Raw genomic sequence first — 24533 nt, 5'->3', positions numbered from 1 at the left:
CGGCTGGCGGCCTCCGCCGTGACGGGACGGTACGGGCGCGGGTCAGGCGGCGGGGCGGCGCAGCCGGAGGGCCTGGGCGACGTAGTCGAAACCGGTGAGCACCGTGACGCCGACCGCGGCGGCCATGATCCACGGCCCGACGGCGGCGAGCGCCTCCGGCATCGGCCACAGGTACCACGTGATGGCCAGGATCTGGAGAGCTGTCTTGATCTTGCCACCACGGCTGGCCGCGATCACGCCGTGCCGGATCACCCAGAAGCGCAGCGCGGTGATGCCCAGCTCGCGGACGAGGATCACGGCGGTCACCCACCAGGGCAGCTGGTCGTACCAGGAGAGCAGCAACAGCGCCGCCCCGGTGAGCGCCTTGTCCGCGATCGGGTCGGCGACCTTGCCCACCGAGGTGACCAGGGCGAACCGGCGGGCGATCCAGCCGTCCACCAGGTCGGTCGCGGAAGCGACGGCGAAGATCAGGCAGGCGACCATCTGCCAGCCGGCGTGGGTCATCGCCGAGACGACCACGGACGCCGCGAAGACCGGCACCAGGACCAGCCGCAGCGCGGTGAGCGCGTTCGCCGCATTCAGCACGGGCACCCGGGCCACCACCGGCACGGGCGTCGACTCCGTCGCCCCGGTCACCGTCGCACCCCGCTGCGGCCTCCGTGGCGTACCTGACACCCCACCACGTGGCTCCCCCGCTCCGTCCGGCCCCGCCGTCACCGTGTTGCGCCGGGCGCAGCCGAGATCATCTCATCCGGGACCGCGACGAGGTCCACCCCTTCGGTGTCCGTGACCGTCGCCCGCACCAGGTCACCCGGGCGCAGCGCGGCCAGGTCCACCCCACCGCCGGACGGGGCGACGAGGGTGGTCGAGCCGTCGACCTCGGGGGCCTGGTGGGCCGCCCGCCCCTCGACCACACCGTCGTCGACCGAGTCGACCAGCACCTCGACCGTGGAGCCCAGGCGCTCCTCTGCGCGCTGCGAGCACAGCTCGTCGGCGAGCGCGCCGAGCTTGTCGTAGCGGCGCTTGATCGTGGCGGCGGAGACCTTGCCGGGCAGCCCGGCGGCCTCGGTGCCGTCCTCGTCGCTGTAGTCGAACACCCCGATCGCGTCGAGCCGCGCCTCGGTCAGGAACCGGACCAGCTCCTGGTAGTCGGCGCGGGTCTCGCCCGGGAAGCCGACGATGAAGTTGCTCCGCGCGCCCGCCCCCGGGGCCAGCGCGCGGGCGCCCGCCAGCAGCTCCAGGAACCGGTCGGTGGAGCCGAAACGGCGCATCCGGCGCAGCACCGGCTCGCTCGAGTGCTGGAACGACAGGTCGAAGTAGGGCGCCACGCCGGGCGTGGTGGCGATCGCCTCGACCAGGCCGGGCCGGGTCTCGGCCGGCTGGAGGTAGCTCGCCCGCACGCGGACGATGCCGTCGATCGCGGCGAGCTGGGGCAGCAGCTTCTCCAGCGCCCGGGGGTCGCCCAGGTCCTTGCCGTAGGAGGTCGAGTTCTCGCTGACCAGCACCAACTCGCGGACGCCGGTCTTGGCCAGCCACTCCGCCTCGGCGAGCAGCTCGTCCGGCGTACGGGAGACGAAGGCGCCGCGGAAGGCGGGGATGGCGCAGAACGCGCAGCGTCGGTCGCAGCCGCTGGCGAGCTTGAGCGAGGCGACCGGGCCGGTGTCGAGCCGGCGGCGGAGCACCTGGCGCAGGTGGGCCGGGGTGTGCTCGTCGGTCTCCGTGACGCTCCGGACCGGGGTGCCGTGACCGGGCAGCGACACCCCGCTGTCCCGCCGCGAGACGGGGGTCAGGGGCAGTAGCTCGCGCCGGTCGCGCGGCGTGTGCGCACCGATCCGCTCGCCGGCGACCACCGCGTCCAGCCGGGCGGCGATGTCCGGGTAGTCGTCGAAGCTCAGCACGGCCTGCGCCTCGGGGAGGCTGTCGGCCAGCTCGCGGCCGTACCGCTCGGCCATGCAGCCGGCGGCGACCACCTTGGCACCGGTGTCGGCGGCGGCCAGCAGGGTCTGGATGGAGTCCTGCTTCGCCTTCTCCACGAAGCCGCACGTGTTGACGACCACCACGTCGGCGCCCTCGCCGTCGGTGGTGACCTGCCAGCCGTCGGCGTGCAGCCGGGCGGCCAGTTCCTCCGAGTCGACCTCGTTGCGGGCACAGCCCAGGGTCAGCAGGGCGACACGGCGGCCCTCGGCAGCGGACGACAGCTCCAGGTCGCGGTGCGGCGCGCTGGAGCTGTCGGAGGAAGAGGTGGCAGACACCATCCGAGGGTACCGGGCGGGCGGCCGCCGGCCGTCAACGGCGGGCCGCCGCATCGGCGGACTCACACTCCCCCGCCGCCGCAGCGGGCTCAGACCACCGCCGCGCCGACCCGCACCAGCCGGTCGAGCAGGAAGACCTCCGTGCCGGCCAGGCCGGTCGAGCAGAACACCGTGACCTGGTCCGCGCCGGTCCGGCCGGGGACCGCGCCGGCCAGCACCGCGCCCAGGTCACGCAACCGCCCGGCGTACGCGGGCAGCGTCGCCAGCATCGGCGGGTCGTACGCGGCGGCCTGGCCCGGCGAGTCGGTGGCCAGCAGGTCGGCGGCGTCCAACAGGTCGGTGCCGAACTCGTGCCGGTCCACCTGCTTGAAGCCGACCGCGTTGACGTGGGTGCCGGGGGCCAGGTCGGCGGCGTCGAGCACCGGGGCGACGGCGGTGGTGGCGAGCACCACCACGTCCCGGTCCCGCACGGCGGCCCGGGCCGAATCCACCGCGCGGGCCGGCACGCCCAGCTCGGCGCGGACCCGGGCGGCGAACGCCTCCCGCCGGGCGACCGAACGGCTGTGCACGGTGACCTCGCGCAGCGGGCGGACGGCGGCGGCGGCCCAGACCTGGGTCCACGCCTGCCCGCCCGAACCGATCACGCCCAGGGTGGCCGCGTCCGGCCGGGCCAGGGCGTCCACGGCGACCCCGCCGAGCCCCCCGGTACGCCGGGAGCCCAGCTCCTCCCCGACCGCCACCGCGCGGACCGCACCGGTGCGCCCGTCGTGCAGCACCACCACCTGCTCGCTCTCCGGGTGCCCGAACGTGTCGTACGAGCGGAAGCCGTACCACTCGCCGGTGAGGTGCCCGGCGGTGAGCACCATGCGTCCCCCGCCCAGCGGCGCGGCGGCCCGGGGCGGGGCCACCAGGCGGCCGGCGTACGCGGCGAGCAGGGCGTCACGCATCGCGGCCACCGTGGTGGGGGCGTCCAGCGCGGCGGCGACCTCGGGATCGGCGAAGAGCAGCGGCATCATCCGATACTGCAAGTTGAAGCGAGGTTCATGTCAACCGGTGGTGGCTGGGCTCACCACAGGGACCCGCCCGGCCGGTGCTAACGTCGATCGTGGCGGCCCGCGGTCGCCCCGGACGAGTGTTGGGCGTACCCGGTCAGGCCAAGACGCCCCGCGTGACATACCGACTCGTCCCGGCCCCCGGTGGTCCGGGCGCTACCGCAGAGGTGATCTTTCATGGCCTGGATCGTGCTGGTGATCTCCGGACTTCTCGAGACCGCGTGGGCGATCGCCCTCGAACGCAGCTCCGGCTTCAGCCGGCTCGGCCCGTCGGTCGTCTTCGTGGTGACCCTCGTGCTCAGCATGGCCGGGCTGGCGTACGCGCTGCGCGAGATCCCCGTCGGCACCGGCTACGCCGTCTGGGTCGGCATCGGGGTGGTCGGCACCGCCGTGGTCGGGATGGTCGCGCTGAACGAGCCCGCCAGCCTGCCCCGGATCGCCTGCCTGCTGCTGGTGATCGCCGGCGTCGTCGGCCTGAAGCTCTTCCACTGACCGCCGTCCTTCGCGGCGAGGCGTGACGAACGACCACAGTGGGTAGAGCTGTGCCTGGCACCGGAAAGGCTCTCACCCACGGAGGCAGACATGGCCAACATCCACTCGACCGCCCGCCCGCGCACCAACGCCGCCCGCATCTGCACGATCGTGGGCTTCGTCTTCGCGGTCCTCGCGCTCCTGCTCAACCCGCTCGTCTTCGGCGTGATCGGGCTGGTCCTGGGCATCGTCGGCGCCGTGCTGGGCGACAAGCCGCTCGGCTGGTACGCCGCCGCCGCCAACGTGGCCGCCATCCTCCTCAGCCTGCTGATCGTCAACGCGCTCGTCAACTGACCCCCCGCCCCCGGCGTGAGACCGGGCCCGCCGGCGTGCCGGCGGGCCCGTCGCGCGTCTAACAGCAGGCCCGCCGCGCGTTCACGAGCGGCCCGTCGCCTGTGTGCCGGCGGGCCTGCATCGGACCCCGCGACCGCGCCGACGGAAGCCGGCGGATCTCACTCGTCGCCGCCGCGCAGGCCGACCAGGACCTCCTCCAGCTCGTCCGGCTTGACCAGCACGTCGCGGGCCTTCGACCCCTCCGACGGGCCGACCACCCCCCGGGTCTCCATGAGGTCCATCAGCCGTCCCGCCTTGGCGAAGCCGACCCGCAGCTTGCGCTGGAGCATCGAGGTCGAGCCGAACTGCGAGGTGACCACCAGCTCGACCGCCTGCACCAGCAGGTCGAGGTCGTCGCCGATCTCCTCGTCGATCTTCTTCTTGCCGCTGTCCGGCGCGACGAGCACGTCCGGCCGGAACTCCGGCTCGCGCTGGTCCTTGCAGAACTTCACCACGTCGGTGATCTCGCGCTCGGTCACCCAGGCGCCCTGGATCCGGATCGGCTTCGAGGCGCCCATCGGCAGGAACAGGCCGTCGCCACGGCCCAGCAGCTTCTCCGCACCCGGCTGGTCGAGGATGACCCGCGAGTCGGCCAGCGAGGAGGTGGCGAACGCCAGCCGGGACGGCACGTTCGCCTTGATCAGGCCGGTGACCACGTCGACCGACGGGCGCTGGGTGGCCAGCACCAGGTGGATGCCGGCCGCGCGGGCGAGCTGGGTGATCCGGACGACCGAGTCCTCCACGTCGCGCGGGGCGACCATCATCAGGTCGGCCAGCTCGTCCACGATCACCAGCAGGTACGGGTACGGGCGCATCTCCCGCTCGCTGCCCGGCGGCGCCTTGATCTCGCCGTTGCGCACCTTGCGGTTGAAGTCGTCGATGTGCCGGACCCCGTTGGCGGCGAGGTCGTCGTAGCGCATGTCCATCTCGCGGACGACCCAGTCCAGCGAGTCGGCAGCCTTCTTGGCGTTGGTCACGATCGGGGTGACCAGGTGCGGGATGCCCTCGTAGCCGGTCATCTCGACCCGCTTCGGGTCGATCAGCAGCAGCCGCACCTCGTCCGGGGTGGCCCGGGTGAGGATGGACACCAGCAGGGAGTTGAGGCAGGACGACTTGCCCGCGCCGGTCGCGCCGGCGATCAGGATGTGCGGCATCTTGGCGAGGTTGGCCACCACGTAGCCGCCCTCGATGTCCTTGCCGAGCGCCACCACCATCGGGTGGTGGTCGCTGGTGGCAGCCCTCGACCGCAGCACGTCGCCGAGGGCCACGTTCTCCGGATCGGTGTTCGGGATCTCCACCCCGACCGCGCTCTTGCCCGGGATCGGGCTGAGGATCCGCACGTCCGGCGACTTCACCGCGTACGCGATGTTGCGGGAGAGCTGGGTGATCCGTTCGACCTTGACGCCCGGGCCCAGTTCCACCTCGTAGCGGGTGACGGTCGGCCCACGGGTGAAGCCGGTGACGGCGGCGTCCACGCCGAACTGCTCGAAGACGCCGGTGAGCGCGACGATCACCTCGTCGTTGGCCTTGCTCCGCGACTTCGGGGCCGCGCCGCTGCCGAGCATGTTCGCCGGCGGCAGCGTGTAGTCGCCGGCCAGCCCGGTCAGCGCGAGCTGCTCGGCGCGGGTCGGGGCGGGCGAGTGCTCCGGCGGCTCGGCCGGCCTGCGGCTGGCCGGGACCCGGCCCGGGGGCTTGCGGGGCAGCACCAGGGTCTCCTGCAGGTCCACCCCGTCGAGGTCGTCGTCGAAGTCCGCCGGGTCGGGGGGCGGCGGGGCGGCCCGCTTCGTCGGGCGCTTGCGGGGCGCAGGCTTCGCGGGTGCCTCGTCCGTCTCCTCGACGCCCGGTGGCGCGACCCGGGTGCCGAACAGCAGGCCGAGCCGCTCCGGGACCTTGTTGATCGGGGTCGCGGTGACCACGAGCAGACCGAAGATCAGCAGCAGGATCAACAGCGGCATGGCCACCCAGGCGGTCACCGCCCGCTCCATCACGCTGCCGACGCCGGCGCCGACCAGGCCACCGGCGAAGTCGCGCTGGCCCGCGTCGGCCGGATCCTGTCCGATGTGCAGCATCGCGGCGGTGGCGACCAGCATCGAGGCCCAGCCGACCATGCCCCGGCCCCGGTGCTCCGGATCGACGGGCTCCCGCATCAGGCGCCAGGCGCCGATCATCAGCAGCACCGGCACGACGACCGAGATCGCACCGAGGAAGAGCCGGAAGGTGTCGGCCAGCCGCGCGCCGACCGGGCCCGCGCCGGAGAACCAGACGGCCACCGCGCTGAGCAGGGCGAGGCCGAAGACCAGCAGGCCCGCCCCGTCGCGGCGCTGCTCCGGGTCGAGCCCCCGGGCCGAGCCGGCCTGCCGGAACGCCCAGCCGACGCCGTGTGCCAGCCCCATCCACAGCCCGCGGGCCGCCTGCCCGACGATCGTCCCCGGACCCGGTCGGGCCGCCGGCCGCCGCCGGGGCGCCGCGCGAGCGGTCTTCTTCGCCGGCTGGCGCCCACGACTGTTCGTGGTGCCACGCGGCGACGCGCCGCGCCGCCGGCTCGCCTGAGAGGTACGGCCCGCCATAGCATCAACCTAGTGGCGTGACCCGGCATATCGCCGCCTTTCCGGGTCCGGTGCGCGTGTCGCAGCGCGGGCCCCGCCGCGTCACGTGATATCTGCCTCAGAAGGGATGCCCCCATGCCGTCGCCGGGAACTGAGGACGGTCGGGACGGCCCGCTGCACGGGCACCCGGGGGCGCTGGAACCGCTGACCGGTGAGCTGATCGCCGCCGTGCTGCGCAGCCGGGGCTACCACGTCGAGACCGACGCCGACGGCGACCTCGTCGGCCGCTGGGACGACAGCCTGATCTGGTTTCTGCGTCCCGGCACCACCGGCGAGCTGCTCCAGGTCCGCACCCTGACCGCGCCGACCTTCCCGATCGAGTACGTGCCCGCGCTGCACGCCTTCTGCAACGCGTGGAACCACGACCGGCTGTGGCCGAAGGCGTTCGTGCACGTCGAGGACGACGGGCGGGCCCGGGTCTGCGGCGAGGTCATCACCGACCTGGAACGTGGCGTCACCCCGCACCAGCTCGACCAGCTGCTCGACTGCGGCATCGCCACCGGCTGCCAGCTCGCCACCGAGGTGGCCCGGCTGCCCGGCGGGGTGGTGGCGTGACGGGCCGGGGCGGGGACACGGCCGGTCGCGGGCTCGACCCGTTCGGGCTGCCCGGCTGGTGGGGTGGGCTGCGGCGCGGGGGCCGGCAGCCCGACCCCGCGCTGGCCGGAGCGCTCGCCGACGCCCGGGACACCCCCGACGGCGAGGCCCGGAGCACCGAGCTGGAACGGATCGCCGCACACGCCGACGCCACCGGCGACGACCGGACGGCGGTGGCGGCCCGGTTCGCGCTGATCGACGCGTACCTCGTGCACGGGCAGCGGTGGCGGCTGGTCGAGCCGGTACGTCGCTGCCTCGCCGCCACGGACCGCCGCCCTGACCTGCTGGCGGGAGACCAGGCCGAGCTGCTGCGGCGCTACCAGCGGCACGCGGCGGAGTCCCTGCTCGGCTCGCCACGGGTCGGGCTGGACCAGGCTCGCTCCATGCTGGACGACCTTGCCGCGCGCGCCGCCGGCGACCCGGCGGCGGTCGCCGAGCTGCGCTGCCGCATCGCCGACCACCTCGGCGACGAGCCCGCCGCCCGGCGCTGGTACGACCGCTGGTCGGCGGCCGATCCGGGGCCGGCCGACGGCTGCCCGGACTGCGCACCGTCCCGGCGGGCGGAACTGCTCGCCGGGTGGGGCGACCACCGGGCCGCGCTGGACGCCCTGCGGGACACCGGCGACGGCGCGGCCGACGTGACCGCCCCGACCGGCCACTGCACCGAGCAGCCGGAGCGGTCCCTGGTCGCCGGGCTGCTGTCCTGGCTGCGGACCGGGGAGCCGGAGCGGGCGGCAGAGGCGCACGTGCGGGCGTACCGGCGGCACCGGCGGGAGCGGGCCGCGTTCCCGCTCCTCGCCACGCACCTGCGGTGGTGCGCGCTGGCCGGGCACCCCGCCCGGGGCCTCGACGTCCTCGCCGAGCAGCTGCCCCGGCTGGACCGGCCGCACGACGACCTGTCCGCGATGGAGTTCGCCGCCGCCGGAGCCCTGGTCTGCGCCCTCGCCGTCGAGGCGGGGCTCGGCGGGCGCACGGTGCGCAGACCGGCGTACGGGGTGCGGCCGGCCGCCGAGCTCGACGTGGCCACGCTCGGCGCCACCCTGCTCGGGGTGGCCACCGCGCTGGCCGGCAGCTTCGACGCCCGCAACGGCACCGGGCACCAGTCCGGCCGGATCGCGTCCTGGCTGGCCGAGCGCCCCGCCGCCGCACCGGTGCCCCTGCCAGCCGACGAGGACCCCGACGACGATGCCGACCCGCCCGACGAGGAGCGGCCGGCGGACGGGGAGCCGCGCCCGCTGAGCCTGGCGATGATCACCGCCGCCCTGGACCGACGCGGCGACCGGTACGACGTGGACGCCCGCGGCGCCGTGACGGGCCGGTGGGGCGAGGTGCTGATCCAGTTCCGGCGCGCCGGCGAGCGGGGCGAGGTCCTCCAGGCCCGGTCCGTGGCGAGCCGCCGACTGCCGGCCGACCGGCTCGTCGAGGCGTACGCCTTCTGCAACGCCTGGAACCACGACCGGCTGCTGCCGAAGGCGTACGTGCACGAGCAGGAGGGCGAGTTGGTGCTGGCCGGTCACATCGCCACCGACCTGGCCCACGGGGTGGCCCCCGCCCAGCTCGCGGTCCTGCTCGACGCGGCCGTGGACACGGGCGTCGCGTACGCCGACGCCGTGGCCGCGCTGCCCTGACGGGCGGCCTGCATGGCGACGCCCGCCGGCACACGGGGTGCGGGCGGGCGTCGGAGCGGCGCGGGTCAGACCTCGACGACGGTGGGAACGATCATGGGCCGGCGCCGGTACGCGTCGTTCACCCACCGTCCCACGGTGCGCCGGACGATCTGCTGGAGCTGGTGCGGGTCGGTGATGCCGTCGGAGGCCGCCCGGTTCAGCGCCTCGGTGACCAGCGGGATCACCGGGCTGAACGCCTCCGGGTCCTCGGAGAAGCCCTTAGCCGACAGCGTCGGGCCGCCCACCACCTTGCCGGTCACCGAGTCGACCACCACGGTGGTGGCGATGAACCCGCCGTCGCCGAGGATCCGGCGCTCGGTGAGCAGCGACTCGCTGACGTCGCCGACGGCGAGACCGTCGACGTAGACGTAGCGGCTCTTCACGTGCCCGACGAGGCTGGCCCGGCCCTCGACGAGGTCGACGACGTCGCCGTCCTCGCAGAGCACCACCCGGTCGGCGGCCACGCCGGACTCGATGCCGAGTCGGGCGTGCGCGCGCAGGTGCCGCCACTCGCCGTGCACCGGCATCAGGTTGCTGGGACGGACCACGTTGAGCAGGTAGAGCAGCTCGCCGGCGGGCGCGTGACCGGAGACGTGCACCTTGGCCACGTCCTTGTGCACCACCACGGCGCCCGCCCGGGCCAGCCGGTTGATCACCCGGTAGACCGAGGTCTCGTTGCCGGGCACCAGCGACGAGGCGAGCACCACCGTGTCGCCGGGGGCGATGGTGATGTGCCGGTGGTCGCCGCTGGCCATCCGGCCCAGGGCGCTCATCGGCTCGCCCTGCGACCCGGTGGACATCAGCACGATCTGCTCGGGCGGCAGGGTCGTCGCCTCTTCCAGCCCGACGACCAGCCCGGACGGGATGTTGAGCAGCCCGAGGTCACGGGCGATGCCCATGTTGCGGACCATGGAGCGGCCGATCAGGGCGACCTTGCGGCCGTGCTCGACCGCGGAGTCGAACACCTGCTGCACCCGGTGCACGTGCGAGGCGAACGACGCGACGATGATCCGCCCCTTGGCCTTCGCGAAGATCGAGTCGAGCACCGGCCCGATCTCCCGCTCGGGGGTGACGAAGCCGGGGATCTCCGCGTTGGTGGAGTCCGAGAGCAGCAGGTCCACACCCTCGGCGCCGAGCCGGGCGAACCCGGCCAGGTCGGTGATCCGGCCGTCCAGCGGGAGCTGGTCCATCTTGAAGTCGCCGGTGTGCAGCACCAGGCCGGCCGGGGTGCGGATGGCCACGGCGAGGGCGTCGGGGATCGAGTGGTTGACCGCGAAGAACTCGCACTCGAACGGGCCGAGCCGCTCCCGACCGCCCTCCCGCACCGTCAGCGTGTACGGCTGGATCCGCCGTTCGGCGAGCTTCGCCTCGACCAGGGCGAGGGTGAACTGGGAACCGACCAGCGGAATGTCGGGCTTGTGCGCGAGCAGGTACGGCACCGCGCCGATGTGGTCCTCGTGGCCGTGGGTGAGCACGATCGCCTGGACGTCGTCGAGCCGGTCCAGGATCGGGCCGAAGTCGGGCAGGATCAGGTCCACCCCGGGCTGTTCCACGTCGGGGAAGAGCACCCCGCAGTCGACCACCAGCAGCTTGCCGTCGTACTCGAAGACGGTCATGTTGCGGCCGATGGCGCCGAGCCCGCCGAGCGGGATGATCCGCAGCCCGCCCTCCGGCAGCGGCGGGGGCAGTTCCGTCTCGTTGTGCGCCTCGGTCACGCGTCCACCTCATTCTGTGACGCCGTCACTCGGCGTCCGTCGTCTCGTCCGGTCATTCGGGCAGTTCCAGGCCCGCCGCCGCGCAGTCCGCGCGGAGCTGGGCGATCTCGTCGCCGGTGGCGTCGACCAGCGGCGGGCGCACCGGCCCGGCGGGCTTCCCGGCAGCCGTCAGGCCCGCCTTCACCAGGATCACGCCCTGGGCACGGAAGATGCCGGTGAACAGCGGCAGCAGCCGCCGGTGCAGGCTCAGCGCGGCGGAACTGTCCCCCGCGTCGTACGCCTCGATCATCTGCTTGGTGAGCGCGCCGGTGAAGTGGGTCGAGGTGCCGACCACGCCGACGCCACCCACGGCCAGCGCGGGCAGGGTCAGCGAGTCCTCGCCGCTGTAGAAGGCGAGGTTCGTCCGGCTGGTGACCCAGCTGGTGGCGGTCAGGTCGCCCTTGGCGTCCTTCACCGCGACGATCCGACCGTGCTCGGCCAGGCGCACCATCGTCTCGGTGTCGATCGGCACGCCCGCCCGGTGCGGGATGTCGTAGAGCATCACCGGCAGGCCGGTGGCGTCCGCGACGGCGGTGAAGTGCCGCAGCAGGCCACTCTGCGGCGGCTTGCTGTAGTAGGGGGTGACCACGAGCAGGCCGTGTGCGCCGGCCTTCTCGGCGGCTGCGGACAGCTCGATGGTGTGCCGGGTGTCGTTGGTGCCGACCCCGGCCACGACCTTGGCCCGGTCGCCGACGGCCTCCACCACGGCCCGGATCAGTCGTTCCTTCTCGGCGTCGGTGGTGGTCGGCGACTCGCCGGTGGTGCCGTTGACCACCAGCGCGTCGTTGCCCTGCTCGTCGACCAGGTAGCTGGCGAGCCGCGCGGCACCGTCGAGGTCGAGCGAGCCGTCGGCGGCGAACGGGGTCACCATGGCCGTGAGCACTCGCCCGAAGGGGCGGGACACCGCCCGGGTGGGCGTGTCAGGGTGGTCGTGCGTCATGCCACCAACCTAGCGGACGAGCACCGGCGCCCCGCCGGGGAAGGCCTCAGGACAGCTCGGCGTGCGGGCTGGCGGCGACCTCGGTGCCGTCAGGCAGGGCCGAGATGACGAAGTCGGCGAAGACGTTCGGGGCGACCCCCTGGAGCTGCCGCAGGCACTCCACCGCCAGCTCGCGGATCTCCACGTCGGCGTGCTCGGTCGCGCGCATGGCGATGAAGTGCCGCCAGGCCCGGTAGTTGCCGGTGACGACGATGCGGGTCTCGGTGGCGTTGGGCAGCACCGCGCGGGCCGCCTGGCGGGCCTGCTTGCGCCGCAGCGTGGCGTTCTCCACGTCGGCGAAGCGCCGCTCCAGCCCCTCCAACAGCTCGTTGTACGCCCGCACGCTCGCCTCGGCGGCCTCCACGAACTTCTTGTGCAGCTCCGGGTCCTCGGCGATCACCGAGGGCTCGACCATGGCGGCGTCGCGCTCCGGCACGTACCGCTGGGAGAGCTGGGAGTACGAGAAGTGCCGGTGCCGGATCAGCTCGTGGGTGAACGAGCGGGACACTCCGCTGAAGTAGAAGCTGACCGAGCCGTGCTCCAGCACGCTCAGGTGGCCGACCTCCAGGATGTGCGCGAGGTAGCCCGCGTTCGTGGCGGTGGCCGGGTTCGGCTTCTTCCAGCTCTGGTAGCAGGCCCGGCCGGCGAACTCCGCCAGCGCCTGACCGCCCTCGGCGTCGGTCGACCACGGCACGTCGTCGGGTGCCTCGAAGTGGGTCCACGCGACGAGCTTGACCTGGGGCTGCACCATCTCCGGCATTCCTGCGACTGTAGTGGCCCGGCGGCCACGGGGGAAAGTTGGGCTCACGGGCCGAACGGGTCGTTGAGCTGCGAATTGTGGACAGGGGCTGGTCCACCCGAACGGCACGTGTCCAAGATCTCGGCGCTTTCCAGCGACTCGGTGCCGCGCCCCCGCCCCGGCCGGATCCGCCGACGAGTACGGCACGACGCTGTCGAGCTGCCCGCACTGACGGGGCAGCCGCCGAACCGCAGACCACCTGCCGCCGGTCCCGGACGATCAGTTTGCGCGCGACGATCGCGTAGTCCTCCCGGGGCAGTCGACCGCCAGAGGGTTGTGGCAACCGTCACCCACTGCCAGGTGGCTGGCGCAGCCAGCACCTTGTTCGCCTGACGGGGCAGAGCCGCGGCCTTGCGGTGCACCGCCGACGAATCGGCGTCATCCGCGTAGGACTCGCCCGCGATCCCGATCCACCCGCGGTGACAGCGGCCACGGGTGTGGATGGCGGCCAGCGCCGAGCGGTCGCACCGATGGGGCAGCTCGACAGCGCCGCGACGGCATCGCCACGACCAGGCCGACAGCCTGGGGCGACCGGATGATGCCAGGAACGACTGGCGGTGGCGGTCCGCCCGGCCTGGGCGAGACCGGAGGCGGGTCGGCCTCGATCCGCGCGGCGAGGAGACGTGCCCGGCCAGGCGGACGGTCAGGCGTAGAGGGCGGACGGTCAGACGTAGAGGGAGGTGAAGGGCGCCCAGGGGAGGTTACGCAGGACCGTGAAGGCCCCCCACGCGGCCAGGAAGACGCCGATCGTCCGGGAGCTGATCCGCAGTTCGGGCAGGCGCCAGCCGAAGGCCTGCCGGCCCGCCCAGGCCACGAAGAGGTAGGCCAGGAAGGGCAGCGCGAAGACGAAGAGGAAGTGGTGCCGGGCCGCGGCCGGCAGGTCGGCGTGCAGCACGTACCAGAGCGCGCGGGTGCCGCCGCAGCCCGGGCAGTCCAGCCCCGTGGTGAGCTTGAGCAGGCAGCTCGGCGCGGCGTCCGGCGCCGAGCGGGTGGGGTCACTGATCAACGTGTAGCCGATGCCGGCGGCGACGCAACCCAGCGCCGCCAGCGGCACCACCCAGCGTGGGGAACGCTCGTAGAGGCCGATGACGAAGCGGGTGAGCCGATCCGGCTCGGCCACCGGATAGGGCGACGGCGGGTAGGGCGACGGCGGGTAGGGCGGTACCTGACCGACGGGGGCGGCCGGCCCCGCGTGGGCGGTCGCGCCCGCGTCGGTTGCCGCCGGCCACTGCTGGGGCGGGGCGTCGACCCCGCCAGCCGGCGGATGCGGCTGGGAGGCCGGTCCGTCAACGCTCGTCACGCCGCTCACCGTACACCGGCCACGCCTGCCAGCGCGGCGGCCACCGGAACGGCGAGGTCCCCGGCAGCGGGCGGGGCCACCGCGTCCAGGCCCAGCCAGCCGGCGAGGCGGTGCAGCTCGGCGGCGAGCGCCAGCGCGGTCTCGCCCCGGTCGACGCCCGGCTCGCCCCAGGCCGCCGGCACCTGCAGCACGCCGGCCTTCCGGTCGGCCTTCAGGTCGACCCGGGCGGTGAACCGCTCCCCCTGGAGGAAGGGCAGCACGTAGTAGCCGTACACCCGCTGCGGCGCCGGCACGTAGATCTCGATGCGGTAGCTGAAGTCGAAGAGCCGCTCGGTGCGGGCCCGCTCCCAGACCAGCGGGTCGAACGGGCTGACCAGGGTGTTGCCGCGCACCCAGCGGGGCAGCCGCGCCCCGGCGTGCAGCCAGGCGGGCCGCCGCCAGCCCTGCACGGCCACCGGCAGCAGCTCGCCCGCCTCGACCAGCTCCGCGATGGCCTGCCGGGCGCCGGCCACCGGCAGCCGGAAGTAGTCGCGCAGCTCCGGCTCGGCGGCCACCCCGAGCGACCGCGCGGCGATCCCCACCAGCGTGCGATGGGCCTCCGCGTCGGTCGGCGTGGGCGCGTCGAGCACGGCGGCCGGCAGCACCCGCTCCGGCAGGTCGTAGCGACGGGCGAACGACGTGGTGCGGTCGGCGGCGGTCACCTCCCCCGCCCAGAACAGGAACTCCAGCGCCCGCTTCACCGCCGACCAGTTCCAACCCCAGTTGCCGGTCTCCCGGGGCGCGTCGTGCTCGATCTCGGCGGCCGTGAGCGGCCCCCGGGCGGCCACCTCGTCGCGGACCCAGGCGACCAGGCCGGGCTGCTCCTCGGCGATCCGCCGCATCCCGCCCCAGGCCTCCGAGCGGGCCCGGGCCATCCGCCAGCGCAGCGCCGGGTGCAGCCCGACGGGCACCAGCGACGCCTCGTGCCCCCAGTATTCGAACAGCTCCCGGGGACGGCGGTAGGCGGCGTCGTCGAGCAGGGCGGTCGGGTAGGGCCCGAGGCGGCTGTAGAGCGGCAGGTAGTGCGCCCGTTGCAGCACGTTGACCGAGTCCATCTGGATCAGCCCGACCCGGTCGAGCACGCGGCGCAGGTGCCGGCGGGTCGGCGCGCCGGTGGGCGCGGGGTCGGCGAAGCCCTGGGCGGCGAGCGCCACCCGGCGGGCCTGGGCGAGCGAGAGTGATTCCGGTGCGGCCATCGTCGGGCACCCTAATCCACCGGTACGACACCGGTGCGGACGCTGGACCGACCGCCCCTCTGGGCATAGAACGGACGCATGCTCACGATCCGCCGCGAGGAGCCCGACGACGCCGAGGCGGTCGCCCGGGTGCACATCCACGGCTGGCAGGCCGGCTACGCCGGGATCATGCCCGACGAGGTGCTGCTGCGGCTCAACGTCGCGGCCTGGGCGCAGCGCCGTCGCGACCTCGGTACCGCCGACCCGGAGCACCCGTTCACCACCCTGCTCGCCGAGGTCGACGGGACGCTGGCCGGGTTCGCCACGTTCGGCCCGTACCGCAACGACCAGGACCGGGGCGACCTCGACGCCGCGCACGGGGAGGTGGTGGCGATGTACGTCGAGCCGGCGCGCTGGGGCGACGGCACGGGCCGGGCGCTGCTGACCGCGGCGCGCGCCGGGCTGGTCGCGCGGGGCTGGTCCGACTACCGGCTCTGGGTGTTGGAGGCCAACCACCGGGCCCGCCGGTTCTACGAGCGGGCCGGGTTGTCACCGGACGGTGAGCGGTCGACCTATCCGGTGCCGCTGGCCGGCGGGCGCCCGCCGGTCGGGCTGGTCGAGCTGCGGTACGCCGGACGCCTCGACGGCTGACCCGCCCGGCGCCTGCCGACGGCGGCTCGCCGGGCCGGCGTCGCCCGGGCGGTGGTCGATCCGGCCGGCGTCGCCCAGGCGACGGATTGGCAGGAAGGCCAGCAGCGCCAGGCTGATCCAGACGTAGGTGTTGCTGCCAAGGAAGCCGTCGAGCCCGGTGAAGTCCTTCTCCCAGGCCCAGACGATCCGGCTGATCAGGAAGCCGTACCCGACGATCGCGGCGCCCAGCAGGACGCGGCGCCGGCGGCTGCCGGCGGACACGGCCATGCCGTTGTCCACCAGCAGGATCAGCGCGGGCAGCAACCAGACCAGGTGGTGCACCCAGGTGACGGGGCTGACCAGGCACATCACCGCGCCCGTCAGCGCCAGGCCGGTCGCCTCGTCGCCGGCGGCCACGGCGGCCCGGGACCGCCACGCCCACAGCGCCAGCGTGGCGAGCACCAGCGCCAGCCAGGCCAGGGTGCTCGGGTGTTCCGGGTTCAGCCGCGCCACCACGCCGCGCAGCGACTGGTTGGAGACGAACGCCAGCTCACCGACCCGGCCGGTGTTCCACAGCGCCTCCGTCCAGAACTCCCGGGAGGCGTCGGGGAAGAGCGCGGCGGCCAGCAGCGTCGTGCTGGCCGCGGCGGCCACCGAGGTGACCGCGGCCCGCCAGCGACCGGTGACCAGCAGGTAGACGATGAAGATGCCCGGGGTCAGCTTGATGGCGGTGGCCAGGCCGATGCCCACGCCGGCCCACCGGCTGCCGCCCGGCAGCAGCCGGAGCAGGTCGACCGCGACCAGGAAGAGCAGCAGCATGTTGACCTGGCCGAAGTTGACCGTCTCGCGCATCGGCTCGTACGCGGCGGCCAGGCAGAGCGCCACGGCGAGGGCGAACCAGCGGGTCCAACCGGACCGGCGGGAGATCGGGTCGACCAGCCACCAGAACAGCACGGCGGTGACCACCACGCTGGCGGCCACGCTGACCGCTATCGCCGCCGACCACGGCAGGTACGCCATCGGCAGCATGACCAGGGCGGCGAAGGGCGGATAGGTGAAGCCGTACTGGGTGCCGGGCTTGAGGAAGTCGTAGATCTCCCCGCCGTCGTGCACCCACCAGGTCAGCGCGCCGTAGTAGACCTTGAGGTCGAAGAAGCCGTGCCGGACGGCGGCCACGGAGAGGAAGAGGGTCACCGCGGCGGCGAGCCCGACGACCCCGGCGACCTGCCCGACCGTCTTTCTGGCACCCTGCGCCACCGTCGCCTCCCTCGCCTTGCGTAGGCTTCCGTCCCATGGCTCTCGGGTACGTCCGCCCGGCGCGTCCGGAAGACGCCGGCGAGATCGCACGCATCCAACTAGCGACCTGGCGGGTCGCCTATCGCCGGATCCTGCCCCGGCATGTGCTCGACAACCTGGACGAGGCGTGGCTCGCCCGGCGGTGGAGAGCGGCCGTGCAGGAACCGCCCTCCGGCACCCATCGGGTGCTGGTCGCCGTCGAACAGGCCGAGCAATCGTATCTTGTGGGGTTCGCCGCCTCCGGTCCGGCCGACGCCGAGGCGCTCGCCCCGGACGAGCCGGCGGAGGCGCTGGGGCCGGGCGTCGCCGCGGTGACGGACCTGCTGGTGGAGCCGCGCTGGGGCCGGCGGGGGCACGGCAGCCGGCTGCTCGCCGCGACCGTCGACCTGTGGCGTTCCGACGGCTTCACCCGCGCGCTGGCCTGGGCGTTCGACGACGACGCGGCGACCCGGAAGTTCCTCACCAGCACCGGCTGGGAGCTCGACGGCGCGGCCCGCGCGCTGGACGTGGAGGACATGCTCGTCGGGCAGGTGCGCCTGCACGTGGCGGTGCCCACCGACGCGGATCCGGCGGACGAGACGCCCGCGGAGGCGACGCTCCCGGACCTGGAACCGGGCGGGCCGTCGCCGGCGCCCGAGGACTGACGGCGCCGGCAGCTCCCCGCCCGGCGAGCGGGGTCACGTACGGACTGGCGGGAGCAGCTCGACGACCACTTCCTCGTCCTCCATCGCCCCGGTGGGCACGAAGCCGAGGCTCGTGTAGAGGCGGGCGGCCTGGACGTTGTCGGGGTGGTAGGAGAGCCGGACGGGGTGGCCGCCGTCCTGGGCGCCCAGCCACGCGGCCAGGGTGCGCACCGCCGCCCGGCCGACGCCCCGGTCCTGCTCGGCCGCGTCGACCACCATGCCGCCGATCCAGCGGGACCCGTCGTCGTCGACGCCCCACATGACGTGCCCGACGACGCTCTCGTCCGCGTACACCGCGAGCGAGGTCCACACGTCGGAGCGCATGGTCAGCAGCAGGTACCGGGCGGCCAACGCCGCCACCCACGCGCGCTGGTCGTCGCGCGGGGCCACGTCGGCCACCGCCCGCCAGTTGTCGTCGCCCACCGGTCGCAGGGTGATCCGACGCCCGGCCCGGTCGGAGAGTGCGGAATCGATCATCCGAGCAGCGTAACGGCTGGCCGGCGCCTCGGCGGCTGGCCTGTCAGTCGAGCAGGGCGTCCAGGCCGACGGTCAGCCCGGGCCGGTTACGGACCGCGCGGACGGCCAGCAGCACGCCCGGCATGAACGAGACCCGGTCGTACGAGTCGTGCCGGATGGTCAACGTCTCCCCCACCGTGCCGAAGATCACCTCCTGGTGGGCGACGAGACCGGTGGCGCGCACGGCGTGCACACGTACCCCGTCGATGTCGGCGCCCCGGGCACCCGCAACCTCGTCCTTGGTGGCGTCCGGCACCGCGCCGAGTCCGGCCTCGGCGCGGGCGGCCGCTACCAGGCGCGCGGTGTGCGTGGCGGTGCCACTCGGCGCGTCCAGCTTGCGGGGGTGATGCTGCTCGATGATCTCGACCGACTCGAAGTGCCGGGCAGCGCGGGCCGCGAACTGCATCATCAGCACCGCGCCGATGCCGAAGTTGGGGGCGATCACCACGCCCACGCCGGGCTTGCGGGCCAGCCAGCCACGCACCCGCTCCAGCCGCTGCTCGGTGAAGCCGGTGGTGCCGACCACGGCGTTGATGCCCTGTTCGATGCACCAGTGCAGATGGTCCATGACGACGTCGGGGGTGGTGAAGTCCACGACCACCTCGGCCCCGGCGTCGGACGCGGCGAACAGGCCGTCACCCTGGTCGACCATGGCCACCAGTTCCATGTCGGTGGCGGCGTCCACGGCCCGGCACACCTCGATGCCCATCCGGCCCCGGGCGCCGAGCACGCCGACCCGGATCAGCTCGTCCGCGCTCTTCTCCTGCTCGTCAGTCACGGGGCACAACCTATCCCAATCGGGACGCGTGCAGCCGGGCGGACCGCCGCCGTCCCACCGCACCGCACGACGGCGGACGTGCCGGAACCGGTCAGCGGGCGGAGAAGTCGCCCGCGCCGAACGGGCCGACCACGGCCAGCGACATCGGCCGGCTCAGCAACTCGGCGGCCAGGGTGTTGACGTCGGCCGCGGTGACCGCGTCGACCCGGCCGAGCAACTCGTCGACCGGCGTGAGGTGGCCGTAGAGCAGTTCGCCCTTGGCCAGCCGGCTCATCCGCGAGCCCGTGTCCTCCAGGCCCAGCACGAACGAGCCCTTGCTCATCCCCTTGCCCCGGGCCACCTCGGCCTCGGTCAGGCCGTCGGCGGCCACCCGGGCGAGTTCCGCCCGGGTCAACTCCAGCACCTCGTCCACCTTGCCCGGGGCGCAGCCGGCGTAGACGGCGAAGAGGCCGCTGTCGGCGTACTGGCTGGCGTAGGAGTAGACCGAGTAGGCGAGACCGCGCCGTTCCCGGATCTCCTGGAACAGCCGGCTCGACATCCCGCCGCCGAGGATGTTGTTGAGCACGCCGAGGGCGAACCGCCGCTCGTCGAGCCGGTCGATGCCGGGGCAGCCGAGGATGACGTGCGCCTGCTCCGTCTCCTTCGGCTCCACCAGGGTCGTGGCGGGTCTGGTGCGTACGGCCGGGGTGGCCGACCGGTGCGCCGCGGGCGTCGCCGGGTCCGCGTCCAGCGGGGTGCCGCGCAGCGCCTGGCGGACCAGCTTGACCACCGTGGCGTGGTCCAGGTTGCCGGCCGCGGCGACGACGATCTGCGGGGCGGTGTAGCGGCGGCGGTAGAAGCCCTGGATCTGCCGCCGGGTCATCGGGGTGACGGTCTCCTCGGTGCCGGAGATCAGCCGGCCCAGCGGGTGGTCGCCGTAGACGGCCCGGGCGAAGAGATCGTGCACCTCGTCGCCGGGCTCGTCGTCGTGCATGGCGATCTCCTCCAGGATCACGCCCCGCTCGGTCTCCACGTCGGCCGGCTCCAGCACCGAGTCGGCGACCAGGTCGCACATGACGTCGATCGCCAGCGGCAGGTCCTCGTCCAGCACACGGGCGTAGTAGCAGGTGTATTCCTTGGTGGTGAAGGCGTTCGTCTCGCCGCCCACCGCCTCGATCCCGGAGGAGATCTCCAGCGCGCTGCGCTTCCTGGTGCCCTTGAAGAGCAGGTGCTCCAGGAAGTGTGCCGCGCCGGCCTGCGGGCCGGTCTCGTCCCGGGAGCCGACCGCGACCCAGACGCCGAACGAGACGCTGCGCATCGCCGGGATCGCCTCGGTGAGCACGCGCAGCCCGCTGGGCAGCACGGTACGTCGTACCGTGCCGCCCAGCGGATCGTCGCTGATGGTGCGGGTCACCGCCCGTGCGGCGCCCCCGGAGGGGGCCGCTCCGGCGCTCCGGAAGGAAGCCCCTGCGGGGCCCGGGAACGACGCCACCCCCCGTCGATCCGGCGGAAACGGCGCGTAGGCGGCCCGACTCACGTGTTGCTCCCAGATCGACGAGGGGTGGGTGGTGCGATTGGTGCGACTACGGTGGGTCAGCTGCGCCGGGTCCGGCGACGCGGACGCTCGCCGCCCTCGCCACCCTCGCCGCCGCCCTCGCCACGACCGCCCCGGTCGCCGCCGCGCTCACGGTCGCCCCGGTCGCGCGGGGCCCGGTCGTCCCGGTCCCGGCCGGCCGGACGCTCGCCACCGGCGGCCTCGCCGGCGGCCGGCGCCTCGGCGCCCTCCGGGCGGACCTTGTCCAGGTAGATCTTGCCGCGGGCGTCGATGTCCGCGATCTCGACCTCGACCCGGTCGCCGACGTTGAGGAAGTCCTCGACCTTCTCGACCCGCTTGCCGTCGCCCACCTTGGAGATGTGCAGCAGGCCGTCGCGGCCCGGCAGCAGCGAGACGAACGCGCCGAACGCGGCCGTCTTGACCACGGTGCCGAGGAACTTGTCGCCGACCTTCGGCAGCGTCGGGTTCGCGATCGCGTTGATCCGCTCCACCGCGGCCTGGGCCGACGGCCCGTTGGTCGCGCCGACGTAGATGGTGCCGTCGTCCTCGATGGAGATCTCGGCGCCGGTCTCGTCCTGGATGGCGTTGATGGTCTGCCCCTTCGGGCCGATCACCATGCCGATCTTGTCGACCGGGATCTTGACCGTGGTGACCCGCGGCGCGTAGTCCGACATCTCGGCCGGGGCCTCGATCGCCGCCTGCATCACGCCGAGGATGGTCTGCCGGGCCTCGTACGCCTGCTGGAGCGCGGCGGCCAGGACGTCCGACGGGATGCCGTCGAGCTTGGTGTCGAGCTGGAGCGCGGTGACGAACTCCGGCGTGCCGGCGACCTTGAAGTCCATGTCACCGAACGCGTCCTCGGCACCGAGGATGTCGGTCAGCGTCACGTACTGGGTCTTGCCGTCCACCTCGTCCGAGATGAGCCCCATGGCGATGCCGGCCACCGGCGCCTTCAGCGGCACACCGGCGGAGAGCAGGCCCAGCGTCGAGGCGCAGACCGAACCCATCGACGTGGAGCCGTTGGAGCCGAGCGCCTCGGAGACCTGCCGGATGGCGTACGGGAACTCCTCACGCGACGGCAGCACCGGGATCAGCGCCCGCTCGGCGAGCGCGCCGTGGCCGATCTCGCGCCGCTTCGGCGAGCCGACCCGGCCGGTCTCACCGGTCGAGTACGGCGGGAAGTTGTAGTTGTGCATGTAGCGCTTGCGGTTCTCGGGGGACAGCGTGTCCACCATCTGCTCCATGCGCAGCATGTTCAGCGTGGTGACGCCCAGGATCTGGGTCTCGCCCCGCTCGAACAGCGCCGAGCCGTGCACCCGGGGCAGCACGCCGACCTCGGCGGTCAGCGAACGGATGTCACGCGGGCCGCGGCCGTCGATGCGGACCTGCTCGCGCAGCACCCGGTTGCGCACCTCGGACTTGGTCAGCGACCGGAAGGCGGCGCTGAGCTCCTTCTCCCGGCCCTCGAAGCGACCGCCGAGCTCCTCGGCGACCTTGGCCTTGATCCGGTCCAGGGCCTCCTCGCGGTCGGCCTTGCCGGCGATCTGGAGCGCCTCCGCGACCTCGCCGCGGGCCACGTCGGCCACCGCCTGGTAGGCGTCGTCCTGGTAGTCCAGGAACACCGGGAACTCGGCGACCGGCTTGGCGGCCACCTCGGCCAGCTCGCTCTGCGCGCGGCACAGCTCGCGGATCGCCGGCTTCGCGGCCTCCAGGCCGCTGGCCACGATCTCCTCGGTCGGCGCGGTCGCGCCGCCCGCGATCAGGGTCACGGCGTTCGGCGTGGCCTCGGCCTCGACCATCATGATCGCGACGTCGCCGTCCGGCAGCGAGCGGCCGGCCACGACCATGTCGAAGGTGGCCCGGGCCAGCTCGTCCAGGGTCGGGAAGGCGACCCACTGGCCGTCGATGTGCGCGACCCGGGTCGCGCCGATCGGGCCGGAGAACGGCAGGCCGGAGAGCTTGGTCGACATCGAGGCGGCGTTGATCGCCACGACGTCGTAGGGGTGCTGCGGGTCGAGCGCGAGGACGGTCTCGACGACCTGGACCTCGTTGCGCAGGCCCTTGACGAACGACGGGCGCAGCGGCCGGTCGATCAGCCGGCAGGTGAGGATCGCGTCCTCGCTGGGGCGGCCCTCGCGGCGGAAGAACGAGCCGGGGATGCGGCCCGCGGCGTACATCCGCTCCTCGACGTCGACGGTCAGCGGGAAGAAGTCGAACTGCTCCTTCGGCTGCTTGCCGGCGGTGGTGGCGGAGAGGACGACCGTCTCGCCGAGCTGGGCGACGACGGAGCCGGCGGCCTGACGGGCCAGCCGGCCGGTGGAGAAGGTGATCTCACGGGTGCCGAAGGACCCGTTGTCGATCACGGCGGTGCGGGATTCGGTGCCGAGGTTGGTCTCGGTCATGGTGCTGTCGTGCTCCTTCGCATCGGGGGCCCACGACGCGGGGAGCTGCTCAGACGGCCGGTCTTCGATCGAAGCGCCCGGGTGGCCGGCGGGATGCCGGGGTGCCCGGGGGCCACTACCGGAGACCGGTACGCTGACCGGCTCCCTTGTCAGGTGGTCGCGCGGCCCGGTTCTTCGTGTGGTGGCGAAGCGGGGGAGCGGCCCGGTCGGGCCACTCCCCCGTCACGTCACCGGCGCAGGCCGAGTCGCTCGATGAGCGACCGGTAGCGGTTGATGTCCTTCTTCTGGACGTAGTTGAGCAGCCGACGGCGACGGCCGACCAGCAGCAGCAGCCCACGGCGGCTGTGGTGGTCGTGCTTGTGCACCTTCAGGTGCTCGGTGAGCTCGGCGATCCGCTTGGTGAGGACCGCGACCTGCACCTCCGGCGAACCGGTGTCGCCCTCGGCGGTCGCGTACTCCGCGCGGATCTTGGCCTTGGCTTCCTGGTCGAGCGCCATGTTCTCCCTGTTCGTGGGTTGTTCGATGATTCCGTCGGCTCGGTCAGTGGACCGGAAACGGACCGGTACCTCGCACCCGCGGCGTCGTGCAGGCACGCGAGGCCCCACGTCGGTCAGCCGACGTCCCCGCCAGACTACCAGCCCCGCCGGACGGCGGCCTGTCAAGGGCCTCGGCGTGGTCAGGCGAGGGCCCGCCGGGTGCGCTCGACGTCCTGCCCCATCTGGGCGATCAACGGCTCGATCGCGTCGTAGCGGATCTGCCCGCGCAGATGGGCCACGAAGTCCAGCGCCACCTGCTCGCCGTAGAGGTCGCCGCTGAAGTCGAGCACGTGCGCCTCCACCCGCCGCTCCCGACCCGAGAAGGTCGGATTGGTGCCGACCGACACCGCCGCCGCCAGGGGCTCGGCGTTGCCCCGGCGCACCAGCCGGGCGGCGTAGACGCCGTCGGCCGGCACCGCCGCGTACCGGTGGCAGAGCAGGTTGGCGGTGGGGAAGCCCAGCTCGCGGCCCCGTTGGTCGCCGCGGACCACCACGCCCTCCACCCGGTGCGGGCGGCCGAGCGCGACGGCCGCCGCCGTCACGTCCCCCGCGTCGACGCAGGAGCGGATGTACGTGGAGGAGAAGACGGTACCCGCCCCGGCGACCAGCGGGGCCCCCTCCACCGCGAAGCCGAAGGTGCGGCCGAGCCGCTCCAGCAGCCCCACGTCGCCGGCGGCCCGGTGCCCGAAGCGGAAGTTGTCCCCCACCACGACCAGGGCGGCGTGCAGGTACTCGACCAGGATGTCGTGCACGAACGCCTCGGCGGGCAGCCGGGAGAACTCCGGGGTGAACGGCACCACGCAGAGCACGTCCACGCCGAGCGCCTCGATCAGCTCGGCCTTGCGGGCGGTCTCGGTGAGCACCGCCGGGTGCGAGCCGGGACGCACCACCTCGGCCGGATGCGGGTCGAAGGTGACCACCACCGACTTCACACCCAGCTCGCGGGCCCGGGACACGGCGTGCCCGATGGTCGCCTGGTGCCCCTTGTGCACGCCGTCGAAGACGCCGATGGTGACGACCGAACGCCCCCAGCCGCCGGGCGCCGCGTCGTACCCCCGCCACCGCTGCATGCCGCTC

Annotated in this window: 22 protein-coding genes and 1 riboswitch; of the genes, 6 read left to right on the top strand and 16 right to left on the bottom strand. The window is 73.7% G+C overall.

All coding sequences use genetic code 11. The features are described from left to right. Nucleotides 1-42 precede the first annotated feature (42 nt). The 3 genes from pgsA to AB0D32_RS09885 form a co-directional block, all read right to left on the bottom strand. Nucleotides 43-636, bottom strand: a complete 594-nt coding sequence (gene pgsA, locus AB0D32_RS09895; protein ID WP_357087117.1) for a CDP-diacylglycerol--glycerol-3-phosphate 3-phosphatidyltransferase — start codon at nucleotides 634-636, stop codon at nucleotides 43-45. A 77-nt stretch (nucleotides 637-713) separates the two neighbouring features. Continuing rightward, nucleotides 714-2255 carry a 30S ribosomal protein S12 methylthiotransferase RimO gene (gene rimO, locus AB0D32_RS09890; RefSeq protein ID WP_357087114.1) on the bottom strand — a complete coding sequence of 514 codons (1542 nt, stop codon included), beginning with the start codon at nucleotides 2253-2255 and terminating at the stop codon, nucleotides 714-716. Nucleotides 2256-2341: 86 nt separating this feature from the next. Next, complete coding sequence (locus AB0D32_RS09885; RefSeq protein ID WP_357087111.1) at nucleotides 2342-3265, bottom strand: ornithine cyclodeaminase family protein; 924 nt, start codon at nucleotides 3263-3265, stop codon at nucleotides 2342-2344. Between the two features lie 90 nt (nucleotides 3266-3355). Further along, nucleotides 3356-3421, top strand: a riboswitch (guanidine-III (ykkC-III) riboswitch). Between the two features lie 60 nt (nucleotides 3422-3481). On the opposite strand from AB0D32_RS09885, the gene AB0D32_RS09880 reads away from it, so the two are divergent. Both AB0D32_RS09880 and AB0D32_RS09875 read left to right on the top strand, forming a co-directional pair. Then, the gene (locus AB0D32_RS09880; protein WP_357087108.1) at nucleotides 3482-3796 is read left to right on the top strand and encodes an SMR family transporter; all 315 of its coding nucleotides are present in this window, start codon (nucleotides 3482-3484) and stop codon (nucleotides 3794-3796) included. Between the two features lie 90 nt (nucleotides 3797-3886). After that, the gene (locus tag AB0D32_RS09875; protein WP_357087106.1) at nucleotides 3887-4129 is read left to right on the top strand and encodes a hypothetical protein; all 243 of its coding nucleotides are present in this window, start codon (nucleotides 3887-3889) and stop codon (nucleotides 4127-4129) included. Between the two features lie 158 nt (nucleotides 4130-4287). On the opposite strand, the gene AB0D32_RS09870 is transcribed toward AB0D32_RS09875, so the two are convergent. Beyond that, nucleotides 4288-6735 (bottom strand): DNA translocase FtsK 4TM domain-containing protein, encoded by a 2448-nt coding sequence (locus AB0D32_RS09870; protein ID WP_357087104.1) that lies wholly within the window; start codon nucleotides 6733-6735, stop codon nucleotides 4288-4290. A gap of 114 nt (nucleotides 6736-6849) precedes the next feature. Here AB0D32_RS09870 and AB0D32_RS09865 point away from each other — a divergent pair, with 114 nt between their 5' ends. Both AB0D32_RS09865 and AB0D32_RS09860 read left to right on the top strand, forming a co-directional pair. Next, entirely contained in the window at nucleotides 6850-7329 is a 480-nt protein-coding gene (locus AB0D32_RS09865; RefSeq protein WP_357087102.1) for a YbjN domain-containing protein, read from the top strand. Beyond that, the gene (locus AB0D32_RS09860) at nucleotides 7326-8996 is read left to right on the top strand and encodes a YbjN domain-containing protein (RefSeq protein WP_357087099.1); all 1671 of its coding nucleotides are present in this window, start codon (nucleotides 7326-7328) and stop codon (nucleotides 8994-8996) included. Before AB0D32_RS09865 ends, AB0D32_RS09860 begins: the two co-directional genes overlap by 4 nt. 65 nt (nucleotides 8997-9061) lie before the next feature. Here AB0D32_RS09860 and AB0D32_RS09855 read toward each other — a convergent pair whose 3' ends face one another. The 5 genes from AB0D32_RS09855 to AB0D32_RS09835 form a co-directional block, all read right to left on the bottom strand. After that, entirely contained in the window at nucleotides 9062-10750 is a 1689-nt protein-coding gene (locus tag AB0D32_RS09855; protein WP_357087096.1) for a ribonuclease J, read from the bottom strand. Nucleotides 10751-10802: 52 nt separating this feature from the next. Then, the gene (dapA, locus tag AB0D32_RS09850) at nucleotides 10803-11729 is read right to left on the bottom strand and encodes a 4-hydroxy-tetrahydrodipicolinate synthase (RefSeq protein ID WP_357087094.1); all 927 of its coding nucleotides are present in this window, start codon (nucleotides 11727-11729) and stop codon (nucleotides 10803-10805) included. Nucleotides 11730-11775: 46 nt separating this feature from the next. Next, nucleotides 11776-12519, bottom strand: coding sequence for an FAD-dependent thymidylate synthase (gene thyX / locus AB0D32_RS09845; protein ID WP_357087444.1), 744 nt, complete (start codon nucleotides 12517-12519; stop codon nucleotides 11776-11778). Nucleotides 12520-13231: 712 nt separating this feature from the next. After that, a complete protein-coding gene (locus tag AB0D32_RS09840) occupies nucleotides 13232-13867 on the bottom strand; it encodes a DUF2752 domain-containing protein (RefSeq protein ID WP_357087091.1) in 636 nt (211 codons plus the stop codon). A 5-nt stretch (nucleotides 13868-13872) separates the two neighbouring features. Beyond that, nucleotides 13873-15102: a crosslink repair DNA glycosylase YcaQ family protein gene (locus AB0D32_RS09835; protein ID WP_357087089.1), complete on the bottom strand. Its 1230-nt coding sequence runs from the start codon at nucleotides 15100-15102 to the stop codon at nucleotides 13873-13875. Nucleotides 15103-15180: 78 nt separating this feature from the next. On the opposite strand from AB0D32_RS09835, the gene AB0D32_RS09830 reads away from it, so the two are divergent. Then, the gene (locus tag AB0D32_RS09830) at nucleotides 15181-15732 is read left to right on the top strand and encodes a GNAT family N-acetyltransferase (protein WP_357087087.1); all 552 of its coding nucleotides are present in this window, start codon (nucleotides 15181-15183) and stop codon (nucleotides 15730-15732) included. Here AB0D32_RS09830 and AB0D32_RS09825 read toward each other — a convergent pair. Continuing rightward, a complete protein-coding gene (locus AB0D32_RS09825; RefSeq protein ID WP_357087085.1) occupies nucleotides 15631-16968 on the bottom strand; it encodes a glycosyltransferase 87 family protein in 1338 nt (445 codons plus the stop codon). The two genes, AB0D32_RS09830 and AB0D32_RS09825, sit on opposite strands and share 102 nt — an antisense overlap. Nucleotides 16969-17003: 35 nt before the next feature. On the opposite strand from AB0D32_RS09825, the gene AB0D32_RS09820 reads away from it, so the two are divergent. Further along, nucleotides 17004-17651 (top strand): GNAT family N-acetyltransferase, encoded by a 648-nt coding sequence (locus tag AB0D32_RS09820; RefSeq protein ID WP_357087082.1) that lies wholly within the window; start codon nucleotides 17004-17006, stop codon nucleotides 17649-17651. 33 nt (nucleotides 17652-17684) lie between these two features. On the opposite strand, the gene AB0D32_RS09815 is transcribed toward AB0D32_RS09820, so the two are convergent. From AB0D32_RS09815 to AB0D32_RS09790, 6 genes are all read right to left on the bottom strand, one after another. Beyond that, a complete protein-coding gene (locus tag AB0D32_RS09815) occupies nucleotides 17685-18167 on the bottom strand; it encodes a GNAT family N-acetyltransferase (protein WP_357087080.1) in 483 nt (160 codons plus the stop codon). A gap of 43 nt (nucleotides 18168-18210) precedes the next feature. Next, entirely contained in the window at nucleotides 18211-18984 is a 774-nt protein-coding gene (gene dapB, locus AB0D32_RS09810) for a 4-hydroxy-tetrahydrodipicolinate reductase (protein ID WP_357087077.1), read from the bottom strand. A gap of 91 nt (nucleotides 18985-19075) precedes the next feature. Then, nucleotides 19076-20500 carry a pitrilysin family protein gene (locus AB0D32_RS09805; RefSeq protein WP_357087075.1) on the bottom strand — a complete coding sequence of 475 codons (1425 nt, stop codon included), beginning with the start codon at nucleotides 20498-20500 and terminating at the stop codon, nucleotides 19076-19078. Nucleotides 20501-20556: 56 nt separating this feature from the next. Next, entirely contained in the window at nucleotides 20557-22920 is a 2364-nt protein-coding gene (locus tag AB0D32_RS09800; protein ID WP_357087073.1) for a polyribonucleotide nucleotidyltransferase, read from the bottom strand. Nucleotides 22921-23147: 227 nt separating this feature from the next. Then, the gene (rpsO, locus tag AB0D32_RS09795; protein ID WP_043962418.1) at nucleotides 23148-23417 is read right to left on the bottom strand and encodes a 30S ribosomal protein S15; all 270 of its coding nucleotides are present in this window, start codon (nucleotides 23415-23417) and stop codon (nucleotides 23148-23150) included. Between the two features lie 179 nt (nucleotides 23418-23596). Then, nucleotides 23597-24526, bottom strand: coding sequence for a bifunctional riboflavin kinase/FAD synthetase (locus AB0D32_RS09790; RefSeq protein ID WP_357087068.1), 930 nt, complete (start codon nucleotides 24524-24526; stop codon nucleotides 23597-23599). Between the last annotated feature and the right edge of the window lie 7 nt (nucleotides 24527-24533).

It is taken from the genome of Micromonospora sp. NPDC048170 (assembly GCF_040652795.1).
In the GTDB taxonomy this organism is placed as follows: domain Bacteria; phylum Actinomycetota; class Actinomycetes; order Mycobacteriales; family Micromonosporaceae; genus Micromonospora.
Note: the sequence above shows the minus strand (reverse complement) of the source record. Positions and strands in the feature narration are given on the sequence as shown.